Annotated in this window: 11 protein-coding genes; 10 read left to right on the forward strand and 1 reads right to left on the reverse strand. The window is 66.5% G+C overall.

What is annotated here, in order from left to right:
• The first annotated feature begins 143 nt into the window (after positions 1-143).
• From Q0176_RS06320 to Q0176_RS06335, 4 genes are read left to right on the forward strand one after another with little or no spacing between them, the layout of a single operon-like run.
• On the forward strand, positions 144-791 hold the full coding sequence (locus Q0176_RS06320) for a PHP domain-containing protein (protein WP_299300360.1): 648 nt from the start codon (positions 144-146) through the stop codon (positions 789-791).
• Between the two features lie 53 nt (positions 792-844).
• Complete coding sequence (locus Q0176_RS06325; RefSeq protein WP_299300362.1) at positions 845-1,840, forward strand: ABC transporter substrate-binding protein; 996 nt, start codon at positions 845-847, stop codon at positions 1,838-1,840.
• 21 nt (positions 1,841-1,861) lie between these two features.
• The gene (locus tag Q0176_RS06330) at positions 1,862-3,535 is read left to right on the forward strand and encodes an ABC transporter permease subunit (protein WP_299300364.1); all 1,674 of its coding nucleotides are present in this window, start codon (positions 1,862-1,864) and stop codon (positions 3,533-3,535) included.
• 37 nt (positions 3,536-3,572) lie between these two features.
• On the forward strand, positions 3,573-4,505 hold the full coding sequence (locus Q0176_RS06335; protein WP_299300366.1) for an ABC transporter ATP-binding protein: 933 nt from the start codon (positions 3,573-3,575) through the stop codon (positions 4,503-4,505).
• A 30-nt stretch (positions 4,506-4,535) separates the two neighbouring features.
• Here Q0176_RS06335 and Q0176_RS06340 read toward each other — a convergent pair whose 3' ends face one another.
• Complete coding sequence (locus tag Q0176_RS06340) at positions 4,536-4,934, reverse strand: hypothetical protein (RefSeq protein WP_299300368.1); 399 nt, start codon at positions 4,932-4,934, stop codon at positions 4,536-4,538.
• A gap of 704 nt (positions 4,935-5,638) precedes the next feature.
• On the opposite strand from Q0176_RS06340, the gene Q0176_RS06345 reads away from it, so the two are divergent.
• From Q0176_RS06345 to Q0176_RS06370, 6 genes are all read left to right on the forward strand, one after another.
• Complete coding sequence (locus Q0176_RS06345; RefSeq protein WP_299300370.1) at positions 5,639-6,454, forward strand: transporter substrate-binding domain-containing protein; 816 nt, start codon at positions 5,639-5,641, stop codon at positions 6,452-6,454.
• Positions 6,455-6,469: 15 nt separating this feature from the next.
• Entirely contained in the window at positions 6,470-8,731 is a 2,262-nt protein-coding gene (locus Q0176_RS06350; RefSeq protein WP_299300372.1) for a molybdopterin-dependent oxidoreductase, read from the forward strand.
• Positions 8,732-8,815: 84 nt separating this feature from the next.
• The gene (nhaC, locus tag Q0176_RS06355; RefSeq protein ID WP_299300374.1) at positions 8,816-10,219 is read left to right on the forward strand and encodes a Na+/H+ antiporter NhaC; all 1,404 of its coding nucleotides are present in this window, start codon (positions 8,816-8,818) and stop codon (positions 10,217-10,219) included.
• 69 nt (positions 10,220-10,288) lie between these two features.
• Positions 10,289-10,960 carry an amino acid ABC transporter permease gene (locus tag Q0176_RS06360; RefSeq protein WP_299300376.1) on the forward strand — a complete coding sequence of 224 codons (672 nt, stop codon included), beginning with the start codon at positions 10,289-10,291 and terminating at the stop codon, positions 10,958-10,960.
• A 10-nt stretch (positions 10,961-10,970) separates the two neighbouring features.
• Entirely contained in the window at positions 10,971-11,711 is a 741-nt protein-coding gene (locus Q0176_RS06365) for an amino acid ABC transporter ATP-binding protein (RefSeq protein ID WP_299300378.1), read from the forward strand.
• A 137-nt stretch (positions 11,712-11,848) separates the two neighbouring features.
• Positions 11,849-12,892, forward strand: a complete 1,044-nt coding sequence (locus Q0176_RS06370; protein WP_299300380.1) for an ABC transporter substrate-binding protein — start codon at positions 11,849-11,851, stop codon at positions 12,890-12,892.
• Positions 12,893-12,911: the final 19 nt, after the last annotated feature.

Consider the following 12,911-nt stretch of genomic DNA (forward strand, 5'->3'; position numbering starts at 1 on the left):
TTTCGCCGTGGATTCCTGCCCTTCCTCCCGCAGGAGTGGAAGGCCTGTCCCCCTTTTGGATCGCCATTTTACGACTTTACGGAGGAAGCCATCGTGAATATCGAAAAAACGAAACGGGCAAGGTTCTCTGCGGCGGCCCGCCGATGATCCTGGACACGCACCTGCACACGAGCGAATACTCCCCGGACAGCTCCATGCCGATCCGGGATGCCGTGCTGAGGGCCAGGGCCATGGGGCTGGACGGCCTGTGCGTCACCGATCACGATTCCATGGGGATCGCCGCGGAGGTCGACGCGCTGCGGCGGGAGTGCGGTTTCCCGTTGTTCGTGGGCATCGAGGTCCTGACCACGGGAGGGGATTTCGTCGTGTTCGGCCTCGATCGCGCCCCGTCCGACATCCCCACCTCCGCGGAGCTGATGGACTGGGTGTCCCGATGCGGCGGCGCTGCAGTGGCAGCCCATCCTTTCCGGAACAACGGGCGTGGGGCGGGCGAACTCGTCCGCAGCCTCACGTCGCTCTCGGGCATCGAGTGCTTCAACGGCAGCACTTCGCCGGAGGCCAACCTCGAGGCTCTGAGGACCGCAAGGGAGCTGGGGCTGGCCCGGCTTGGGGGGAGCGACGCCCATAAGGCCGAACGGCTGGGGCGCTTCGCTACCCGCTTCGACGGGCCTGTTCGGGACGAGAGCGATCTGATCCGTCTGATCCGGGCTCGGGCCTGCGAGCCCGTGGCCTGGGACGGAAGCTCGTTCGTCCCCGCAGAGGCGTGGGTGCGGTCGCAGGGTGAAGAATAAAGGCTCTCTTTCAAGCAAGCTCGTTTTCATCATTATTTCTAGGAGGTCTTTTCATGTTTATGAGAGTTTTCGCCGGAGTTCTGCTGTCCTTCTGTTTCGCGTTCTCCTCCTGGGCCGCCGAGGCCGGGAAGGGGATCAGCATCTTCATCGCCTACACGGGGATCAAGCCTATCCTGGAGGCGTTCACGCGGGACACGGGCATAGAGGTCGACTACCTGGAGATGTCCTCGGGCGAGGTGCTGACCCGAATCCGCGCGGCCAAGGGCAAGGCTCAGGCCGACGCCTGGTTCGGCGGCGGGCTGGACAGCTACATCGCCGCGGCCGAGGAGGGCTTTCTGGAGCCCTACGTCTCCCCGGAGCGCGCAGCCTACGACCCCATGTTCTATAACGCGGAGGGCCTCTGGAGCGGCATCTCCCTGGGCGCCGTCGTCATCATGGGCAACACGGAGGTCATAGCCCGGAACAAGCTGCCGATGCCGGAGAGCTGGGAGGATCTGGCCAACCCCCTTCTGCAGAAGGAGCTCCTCATGGCGACCCCCGCGGTGAGCGGCACCTTCTACTCGATGGTGTCGAGCCTCCTTCAAACGATGGGGGAGGAAAAGGGCTGGAAGCTGCTCGAGGCCATCGACGCGAACGTCCCCTACTACTCGAAGCGGGGCGCCGAGCCCGCCAACAAGGTGAGTCTGGGCGAGGCCGGCATCGCCGTGGCTCCGTTCGACACGGTCGAGCGTCTGAAGCAGGAGGGCTACAAGGTCGAGATGGCGTTCCCCAAGGACGGAGTTCCGTGGTACATCGCCCCCGTGGCCATCTTCAAGGGAGCCCGGAACTCCGAGGGGGCCAGGGCCCTGGTGGATTGGGTGCTCTCCGAGAAGGGGCAGGCGGCGCTGGCCCTCCACACCACGCAGGCCCCCATCCGTCCCGGCGTCAAGCTGGCGCCCGCGGTGCAGGCCATGCGGGACTCCAACCTGATGAAGATCGACTTCGTCCAGGCGGGTAAGGACCGCAAGCGCATCCTGGAGCTCTGGCAGGAGAGGTTCGGCAGCAAATAGCGCCCGCGTAGCCTGTTTGCCATGACCTTACGATCCGGCCGGAGTTTTCGCCTTCGTCATGGAAGCTCCGGCTTCCTTGTCCGCGGCGGCGACGGCGCGCTCTCGGGGCTCGAGCGTCTGCTCTGGGCCCTCACGGCCTGCGCCCTGCCGCTTTTTGTGCTCTGGCCCGTCGGGGCCGTGCTGTTCGAGAGCTTTGTGCGGGACGGCAGCCTCTCCCTGCGCGCCTACTCGGGCCTTCTCTCCCGAAACGCGGGGCTGGTGCGCGACAGCTTTCTCCTCTCCGGGACGGTGACGCTGTGCACCCTGCCCCTCAGCACCGCCATAGCCCTGAGGCTGGTCTACGGCCCACGCCGCGGGCGCGGTGCGGTGACGGCGGCCCTGGCGCTCTCCACGATCTCCCCGCCCTTCCTCTGCTCGATGGCCTATCTGATGCTCTTCGGACGGCGCGGGCTCGTCACCTGGAGGCTGCTGGGCTTCGAATGGAACCCCTACGGCTTTCATGGGGTGCTGATCATGGAGACGGTCTCGCTGATCGGGCTTGCGGCCCTTTTGATCGCGGCCTCGCTGCGGCGGGTGGACGGGGCCCTCGAACGGGCCTCGCTGGACCTCGGCGCTTCCCCGGAGCGGACTCTGCGGAGCGTCAGCCTGCCGCTGGCCCTTCCGGGACTTGCCGCGGCGGCCCTGACGATCTTTGTCCGCTCCCTGTCGGACTTCGGGACGCCCCTCTTCCTTGGCGGCCGGTTCCAGGTCCTGGCCTCCCGGGCCTACACCACCCTTGTCGGCGTGGGGGACTTTCCCCTGGCCTGCGCCATGAACATCCTGCTGCTCCTCCCGGCCCTGGGCATTCTCTGTCTGAGGAGTGCCGAGGCGGGCGAGGGGTTTTCTCCATCTCTCGGCCTGACGCAGGATCGCTCGCTCCGCCTGCCGGCCGGTCTGCTGGCGGTCCTGGACGGCGTGGCCCGGGCGTTCGTCCTCCTGCAGGTCATGGTCTACGGGCTCATCCTTCTGGGGAGCGTGACCCAGACCTGGGGTACGGACTTCTCCCCCACGACGCGCCACCTCTCCGCCATCCTCGGGTTCCGGATGGGGAGCGTCCTGCGCAGCCTCGTCTGCTCCTTCGCCGCGGCGCTCGGGGGATGCCTCCTCGCCGCCGTCATCGCCTCCCTGCTCGAGGGAACGGGTCCGGGCCTGCGCCGCACGGTCCAGACCGTCGCGGATCTGCCCTACCTCATGCCGGGCACGTTTTTCGGCGTCGGTTACCTCCTGGTCTCCGTCAGCCTGCCCTTCGAGCTGGGGCCCACCTTCCTGATCGCCATGAACTGCCTGTTCCGCCAGCTCTCGCCCTCGCTCCGCGCGGCCAGGGCCGGACTGGCCCAGATCGACCCGGCGCTCGTCCAGGCAGTCCGGGACCTGGGGGGAGGCCCCCGGCAGGTGCTGACGGACCTGCTGATCCCACGGCTCCGCCCCTTCCTGCGCCTGGGCTTCCTCAACGCCTTCAGCGCGGCCATGACGACGACCGGCCCCATCATCTTTCTGGTCAGCCCCTACGCGCGCGTGGCGTCGATCGAGCTCTTCGAGGCCATCAACGAGGGAGACTTCGGTGCGGCCTCCGCGATGGGAACCCTCCTGATCGCCGTGGTCGCAGGCGTCAATGCACTCGCCTGGCGGCTGAGCGCCCGGAGGGATGCCCTTTAGCCGAGGGTTGAACCGCCGCAAGGAGGTTTACGCTTACATGCTTTCTTTTCGGAACGTTACCGTGCGCTACGGGGCCTTCACGGCCCTGGAGAGTCTGAACCTCGACCTGCGGCGCGGCGAGCTGATGACCCTGCTGGGTCCTTCCGGGTGCGGGAAGAGCACGACGCTCAAGGTGGCCGGAGGCTTCATCGCCCCGGACGAGGGCCGAGTCCTTCTGGACGGGAAGGACATCACGTACCTTGCCCCGGAGCTGAGGCCGACCGCGACCGTCTTTCAGAACCACGCGCTGTTTCCCCACATGTTGGCGGGGGATAACGTGGGTTACGGCCTCAGGGTACGGGGAGTCGGTCGGGAGGAACGGCGGCACGAGGCGGAGAAGGTCCTCGAGCGGGTGGGGCTTTCCGGCTGCTTCGACGCGCGGGTCCAGGACCTCTCGGGCGGCCAGCAGCAGCGCGTGGCCCTGGCCCGGGCCCTGGTCCTGAACCCTGCGGTGCTGCTCCTGGACGAGCCGCTGTCGAGCCTGGACGCCCGGCTCCGCGTGCGGATGCGCCGGGAGATACGGGAACTCCAGCGCGCGGTGGACATCACGATGCTCTACGTGACCCACGACCAGGAGGAGGCGCTCTCGATCTCCGACCGTGTCTCCGTCCTGAATGGGGGACACCTGAGCCAGACGGGCGCACCGGAGGAAATCTACTTTTCCCCCGCGGACGATTTTATCGGAGATTTCATCGGCGACGCGTTTCCCGTAACGCTCAAGGGGCGGCGGCGCCTTATCCGGCCCGACCAGGTGGTCCCCGCCCCCGATGGGACCTTCGAGGGGCGCCTCACGGGCCGGGAGTTTCTGGGGGCCACGGTGGAGTGGCGCATCGAGTGGAAGGGACAGAGCCTGAGGGCGGTCCTCCCGAGCCGCGACGAAAGGACCCCGCCGCTCGTCGGAGGGACCGTGCGGTTCGATATCCGCCCCTGAGCCTCCGGGGAAGAGAAGCTACAACCGAAGCTACAGCCCGGCGGCGCTCAGGGCGTTCACGACCGTCCGAACCTCCTCCTCGAGGTCCGTCCCCGGCGTGACGGGAACCGGATGGTAGCCGGGGACATCCGAGAGCAGGCCGGGCTGCGTCCCCGGCCCCACGTCGAAGACCGGACGATGGCTCAGGGCGCCCCGAATTCGTCCCGCCAGGTTGGTCGCGTCCTCCGGGTGGACGACCGCCGCGTCGTAGTCGAGCTGGAGCAATCGGTAGCACAGCGCCGCCTGGAGCAGCGGATCGCCGTCCCGCTCCGGCAGGATGGCCTTGAGCTCGAACCCGGCCTCCGCGGCCCCTCGGACATAGGCCGCCACCCGTGCTCCGTCGGTCCCGCCGCGGAACAGAACGCCTATCCTCCCGCGCATCTCCCGCATCCGCCGCTCCCTCGCCTTCGACAAAAGTCCGGCCCGGCGTTATTTCAGGCCGGGAGATTGAATGCTTCTCCGGTGCTCCTCGCGGGGTTCCTCGTCGATCTTGAGGGCGACAAGGCGGCGTAACCATCATCGGAGCCGCACAAGGGCCCCTCCTTCCGTCCGGAGCTTACGGCTATTGTACACCGGGGCCGGAGAGGACGGTGGACGTCCGGGCCCGACGGAGGGGGCGGGGGAGCGCATGGCGCGGGGCCCGCGTTTTCCGCCGGCGCCGCGCCCGGTGAATTGACAGACCGGCCCGGCTTCTGCTAGAGTTTCCCCGATGCTTCCCTCCGGCGGAGAGCCCCGCCGGACAACCTCAGGAGAAAGGAGGATTCCCCATGCGCCGTCCCGAGACGTGATGCGCCCCCGGCGATGCACGTGATGCATTTTTGCCGCGGTCCGGGTCGGGACGCATGAGGGAGTCCGGATTCTTTCCCGCCTCCGTCTGATCCTTCCTCCCGATAATTTTTTCCGTGGATTCATGCCCTTCTTCCCGCAGGAGTGGAAGGCTTGTCCCCCTTTGGATCGCCACGTCACGATGCAGGCCCGTTTTTTGTCCGAGAGCCCCCGGCCGCCGGGGACTCGGGCGCTTTTGCCGCGTGCCGCATAACCCTGGCTTTTTTCAAAAAATACAATGAGATCGAAAACGATCATGGGAGGAAATCATGAACGTCAGAAAACTTGGTTGGGTTGGGCTCCTTGCCGTTGCGGTCATGTCGGGGTTCGTCCTCCGCGGGACGGACCTCCGCAGGGCCGACGCGGCCGATCAGCCGGGAGAGAACAAGATCGTCGTGATCTCGTCGAACTCGGCTCCTCCATACAGTTATTTCGAGGGCAAAGTTCATGTCGGGTTCGAGGTGGATTTTTGGGACGAGATTGCCCGCCGTACCGGCCTGACGGTTCAGTTCGAGACCTCGGGGTTCAGCGGGCTGTTCGGTTCCCTTGATTCCGGCCGTGTGGACGCCGTCTCCTGCTTCATGGGGATTACGCCGCAGAGGCAGGAAAAATTCGCCTTTTCCGTGCCCTATGCCGTGGACCCGCTGGGGTTCTTCGTCGCGGTGGACAGTCCCATCCAGTCCGTGGAGGAGCTCGAGGGGAAGGTCGTCGCGGTCGAGGACGGCGCGCAGGGGCAGCTGGAGCTGAACGCCCTGATTGCGCAGGGGAAGAAGTATACTCCCAAGGTTTATGGGGACGGGACCTCGGGGATCATGGACGTCGCCATGGGGCGAGTCGACTCGCACCTGACCTCGGTGGCTCAGGAGCACTTCGATATGAGGCTCATGAAGCTCTCTCTGCGCCAGCTTCCCGGGAATCTCTCGGAAAGGGAGGTCGGGGTTGTTTTTCGCAAGGAGGATGCGTCCATGGCCTCCAGGATCGAGAGGATCAACGAGGCCATCGGGGCGATGCTCGCGGATGGGACGATCGGACGCCTGACCGAGAGGTGGCTCGGCGTCGACCTTTCCATCAAGAAGGGGCAATAGGCCCCTTCGCGCGGCATGAACGAAGCGAAGATGGAATCCCGCACGCTCCGCCTCGGGGCCGGAAGCGCCGGGGAGACGTCGAGGAGGCCCGAGCGCCTGCCGACCCGAGCCCCGGGGGAGATCGTGAGGGTCCCCACCGTATGCCGCATGTGCGGTCAGGATACCGGCTGCGGGGCGATAGCCCTGGTGCGGGACGGTCGTCTGCTCGGCCTGGAGGGGATGAAGGAGGCCCCCCACAACAGGGGCAGCCTCTGCGCCCGAGCCCATGCGGCCCCCGAATGGCTTTATTCCCCGCAGCGGCTGAAGTCCCCCCTGGTGCGGCAGGGAGGGCGCCGTGGGGCGCCGTGGGTCCCCATTTCCTGGGGGGAGGCGCTCGACCTTCTGGCGGAGCGTCTGCTGGACGAGAAGAAACGCTACGGGGCGGAATCTCTGGCCGTGCTATCGCCGGCCAGGCGCAGCTACTGCGGATACATGATGCGCCTCCTGATGGCCCATGGAAGCCCGAATTACGGCCACAGCGGCATCTGCTACGTTCAGCGGAGCATGCCCTTCACCTACACCCTGGGCGGCCATCGCCCTCCGGCCGCGGACTACGCCCAGGCCGACCTGATGCTGCTCTGGGGCCGGAGCCCCACCTGCGCCAGTGCTCCGATGGGGGGGCTGCGTGCCCTGACGGAGGCCAGGCGGCGGGGCATGCGCGTGGTGGTGATCAAACCCACCCAGGGCGGGGAGGGCCGTTTTTCCGACGAGTGGCTGGCGCTGCGCCCCGGGACGGACGCGGCCCTGGCCCTGTCCATGCTGCACGTGGTGATCGGCGAGGAGCTTTACGACCGTGACTTCGTGAGGGATTGGTGCTTCGGGTTCGAGGAGCTCGCGGAGCATGTGCGGCAGTACACGCCCCAATGGGCGGAGGGCATAACGGGGGTCCCGGCCGGGCGGATCCGCGAGGTGGCGCGGCGTTACGCGTCGACGCCCCGGGCGGCCATCGACCTGGGCAACGGCATCGAGCACGCGCCCGGCTGCAGCGACGCCGCCCGGGCCATCGCCATGCTGATCGCCCTGACGGGGCACCTGGAGAGGCCGGGGGGCAACTTGTGGCCGCCTCGGTTCTCGATGCCCGCACTGAAGAACATCGAGCTGAAGGAGCGGATCACGGAGGAGCTGGCCTCCCGTCTGGTGGCGCCGGAGATGCCCCTCGGCCTCCAGCCGTGGGAGCTGGGGCTGGCCTCCTCCTACAAGGGGATCCTCGACAGCATCCTCACGGAGAAGCCCTATCCGATCCGAACCCTGATCGCCGCGGGGACTCAGCCTCTGGCGAGCGGCAGGGGGGCCAAGACAACCCGGGCCGCCCTGGAGAAGGTGGGGTTCTTCGTCGTGGTGGACGTGATGGAGACGGCGGAGATGGAGTACGCCGACCTGGTCGTTCCCGTGGCCACCTTCCTGGAGTGCGAGCATTCCCTGGTGTCGTGGGGCCCCTGGCTGATGGCTCCCGCCCGGGCGGTGGAGCCCTTGGGGGACTATGGGTCCGACACCGACTTCTGGGTCCAGCTGGGGTGCCGGCTGGGATACCCCGACCTCTTCTGGGACGGGGACGCCGAGCGGAGCTTCGACGAGCAGCTGGAGCCTACGGGACTGTCCATGGCCGAGCTGAGAAAACATCCCTTTGGGGTCTCGGGGGCCGTTCTGCCCCGGACCTACGAGAGGTATGGGGAATTTTTCGGCGCGATCGGCCCCAGGCTGGACCGATCGCCCTATCTCCCCAGGGGGAAGGTCGCGCTTTACAACGAGGCGTTCGAGGCCGCGGGGCTCTCGCCCCTCCCGGAGTGGCGGGAGGTTCCCGAGGGGGTTACGGCGACGCCCTCCCTGGCGGAGCGGTTCCCCTTGATCCTGTCCGATCATCACGGGTCCGTGATGTACAACTCGAGCTGGCTGCGGAACGTCCCCTCCCTGCGGAGGATGGCGCCGGAGCCGGAGCTCGAGATTCACCCCGAGGCGGCGCGGAGCTGCGGCGTTGCCGACGGCGACAGGGTGGAGGTGCGTTCCCCTCATGGGACGATGGTGGTCCGGGCCAGGGTCACCGAGGACATTCGCAGGGATACGGTCATGATCCTGCACGGTTTCTGGCAGGGGTGCGAGGAGCTTGGGCTTCCGGGCTACAGCCTGTTCGACGGCGGGGCCAACCCCAACAACCTCTATCCCCTGGGGGAGCACGCGCGGGACCCGGCGGTGACGGCCAACAGCTCTCAGACCCTGGTAACCGTGAGGCGGATCGAATAAAAGAAGAGCCTGCCGGGAGCGGGAAGCGTCTTTCGATATCGGATTTTGTCTTGAAGCCTTGTCTGGAAAGGACGAATGCAGAAAATGGTGGAATCGGAACGGCAGCATCAGCGGAGGCCCTCCCTGTCCCAGGCGGTCTGGGCCCTCGCCTTCGTGATTGCGGTGATCGTGGTCGGTATCCGGCAGAAGGTGGGCATGACGGCCCCGCTGGCCATGGGGGCCATGGCGGCGGCCTGCGTCTCGCTGCTGCTCGGCAGCTCGTGGAGGAGCGTCCAGCAGGGGATCGTCCAGGGGATATCGCAGAGTCTGGCGGCTGTCTGCATCATCATCCTGGTCGGAATGCTGATCGGCCTGTGGATCGTGGGCGGGACCGTGCCGACGATCATCTATTACGGGCTGCACCTGATCTATCCCGAGATGTTCCTCCCCGTGACCTTCGTGATCTGCTGCATCACGTCCCTCGCCACGGGGACCTCCTTCGGGACGATCGGCACGGTCGGCCTGGCCCTGATGAGCATCGGGCTCGGCCTCGGCGTCCCATCGGCCATGACGGCGGGGGCCATCGCCTCGGGCGCCTTCTTCGGCGACAAGATGTCCCCCCTGTCGGACACGACGAACGTCGCTCCGGCCATAGCCGGAACCGACCTCTTCAAGCACATCGGGTCCATGCTCTGGACGACGCTCCCCGCGGCCGTGATCTCCTTCGGGCTTTATTGGTTCATCGGAAGGGACTATGGGGCGGGCCAGGTGAATTGGGAGACGGTGAACGAGATCCGGTCGACCCTGGCGGGCACCTTCTCGCTTGGCGCCGTCACGCTGATCCCCGCCGTCCTCGTGATCCTGCTGTCGGTGTTCAGGCTCCCCGCTCTGGCGACCCTGACGCTCGGGATCTGCTGCAGCGGCCTCTGCGCCGCGTTCTCTCAGGGGCTGGGGTTCAAGGCCCTCCTGGCGGCCTCCATGCACGGATACAGCAGCGCCACGGGGGTCGCCATGGTGGATAAGATCCTCTCCCGCGGCGGGATCGACATGATGTCGGGGACGCTCATCATGCTCATCGGGGCCATGGCCATGGGAGGGCTCCTGGAACAGAGCCGCGTGCTCTCGGTCATCATCGAAGCCCTGATGCGCCACGTGAGGGGAGCCCTGGGGCTGATCCTCTCGACGATCGCCGCCTGCTACGCGACTCTGGGCGTGACGGGCAACATGATGCTGGCGATCATCCTCCCGGGAAAGACCTTCAAGCCCGTTTTCGACCGGATGGGCATCGCCCCCGAGGTCCTCTCGAGGACCCTGGAGGACGCGGGCACCCTGGGAAGCGTGCTCGTTCCGTGGGGGATCCCGGCCCTGTTCCTGATGGGGGCGCTCTCCGTCGATGCCTCCTTCATCCCCTACGTCTTCCTGAGCCTGATCTCGCCGCTCTTCGCCATCCTCTACGCCGCCACGGGGTTCGCGTTCCGGCGCGAGGCGCGAGATCCCTCCGCGGACTGACGGGATGGCGCGAACCGAGGCTCCGAAGCCTCCGCTTTCGTTCGACGTGCCGTAGGGGAGGGGCCGCCGATGAGATTCGACCTCCAGGTTTTTCTCGATATCCTCAGGGCCATGCCGTGGGGGGTCTGGCAGACGCTCTGCATATCGTTCCTGTCGTTTCTGGGGGCGCTGGCGCTGGCCTTTGCCGTCGCCATGATCGACTACTACGATATGCCGCTCCTGAAGGGCCTGTCGCGCGTCTACCTGTCGATCTTCCGGGGAACGCCCCTGATCGCGCAGATGTTCTTTCTGTACTTCGGGATGCCGGTGCTCTTCCCGGCATTCCGGAGCCTGAGCTCGTATTGGGCCGGGGTCGTCAGCCTTGCCATGAACATGGGAGCCTACATGTCGGAGACCCTGCGCGGGGCCCTGAACGCCGTCCCCGAGGGGCAGAGGGAGGCCGCCCTGACCATCGGCATGACGGAGGGACAGCTGATGCGGCGCATCGTCCTTCCGCAGGCGCTGCGGATCGCGATCCCCCCGCTCTCGAACAACCTGATCGACACGATCAAGGGATCGTCGGTCGTCTTCACCGTCGGGGTCGTGGACCTGATGGCCGTCGCGAAGATGAAGAGCGCCGTCGGCCTGCGCTATTTCGAGGGATATGCGGCCGCCATGCTGATGTACTGGCTCATCATCACGTTCGCGACCCGCGTGCAGCGCCGCCTGGAACTTCGGCTGAGCCGCGCATACCGGCGTTAGGAGGGGCTGCATGCTTCGGATATCCCGGCTGAGGAAATCGTTTGGAGAACAAAGGGTGCTGGATGGAATAGACCTCGAGGTCCGGGACGGGGAGGTGCTCTCCCTCCTGGGGCCGAGCGGGACGGGGAAGTCGACCCTGCTGCGCTGCCTCATCGGGCTGGAGCGGGCCGACGAGGGGACGCTCCGCATCGACGAGGCTCCCCCCTTCGACCTCCGGCGTCTGGGAAGGGCGTCCCTGCACCGCCTGAGGCGATCCTTCTCGATGGTCTTTCAGAACCACAACCTTTTCGTCAACAAGACCGCCTTGGAGAACATCCTGGAGCCGATGGTCACGGTGCAGCGGATGCCCCGCGGGGATGCCGGGAAGGAGGCCATGCGGATCCTCGCGCTCGTGGGGATGGAGGACAAGGCCGACGCCTATCCGATCCAGCTGAGCGGCGGGGAGGCCCAGAGGATCGGGATAGGACGCGCTCTGGCGGTCCATGCCCCCATCATGCTTTTCGACGAGCCGACCTCGTCGCTGGACCCGGAACGCGTTCGGGAGGTCCTGGACGTTATCCGGCTGCTCGCCGACAAGAGGCGCACGATGCTCATCGTCACCCACGAGCTGGAGTTCGCGCGGAAGGTCTCGACGCGCATCGCCTTCATGAACGAGGGGCGTATCGCGGCGATCGGGGCCCCGGAGGAGATATGGTCCGACCCCAATCCCCGGCTGCGGCGTTTTCTGGAGAGCATGTCGAAGAAAGGGTAGGGCCCGATTCATTCGGAGGCCGGTCCCAAGTCCGTGGACGGGGGACCGGGACAGCGGGGAGGGAAAGCCGGGCGGCGTCCTGCGGTCGTCTCGAGACGAAGGCCCGGACCGTCCCCGGACGATAAGGAGAGATCAGCATGAAAAAAATTGCCGTACTGCTCTTGATGGTGTCGATGCTTTCGAGCGCGAGCGCGGGTTTTGCGCAGCAGGCGCCCGCCGGATTCCCGATAACGGTAAAGGATCAGATCGGCAGGACCGTGACCCTGAAGGCCCCCGCGGAGCGCATCGTCTCCGGCTACTATATCTCGTCCTCCACCTGCCTGGCCCTCGGCCTGAAGGGGAAGCTGGTCGCCGTCGAGGAAAAGATAGATGCGCGCCCCATCTACAGACTTGCGGCGCCCGAGCTGATCGGAACCGTCGGAAACGTGGGGTCCGCCAAGGCCTTCGACCTGGAGGCCTGCATCGCGGCGAAGCCCGACCTGGTCATCCTTCCCAAGAGGGCCAGGGACTACGCGGCCACCCTCGCGGAGATGGATATCCCCGTGATCGTCGTAAACCCCGAGGACCACGAACGCCTCGTCGAGATGATCGCCCTCATCGGGGCCCTGACCGGCGCCGGCGAGTCGGCGAAGAAACTCGTTGCCCGATACGACGAGGTCATCGCGAAGGTCGGAAGGCTGACGGCGGATATCCCGGAAGGGAAGAGGCCCGTGGTCTATCTCTGCGGCCCAGGCTCCTACATGACCACCGCGCCGCGTGACATGTACCAGGCCTCGCTCATCGCCTCCGCAGGGGGCAAAAACGCGGGCAGCGTCCTGGACGGGGACTCCTGGGCCAAGGTGTCCTACGAGCAGATTCTCTCCATGAACCCCGACGTCATCGTCATCCCCACCAACAACATGGCGAACGGACAGCCGGGCTTCACGGCCCGGGATGTCGCCGCGGACAGGAACCTCGCGGAGGTCGGGGCCGTCAGGGACGGCAGGGTGTACAACATGCCGTCGGGCTTCGAGGCGTGGGATTCCCCCGTCCCCTCGGGCGTCCTGGGGATGCTCTGGATGCTGTCGACGCTGCACCCCGAGGTCTATTCCCCGGAGGAGTTTGCGGCGGATGCGGCGGATTTCTACAAAACCTTCTACGGCTTCGACATGGACGCCTCCGTCCTCTCGCCCAAAAGGTAGGACGGTTCCGCACCGTCCC

This window comes from uncultured Fretibacterium sp. (genome assembly GCF_938040765.1).
Taxonomy (GTDB): Bacteria; Synergistota; Synergistia; order Synergistales; family Aminobacteriaceae; genus CAJPSE01.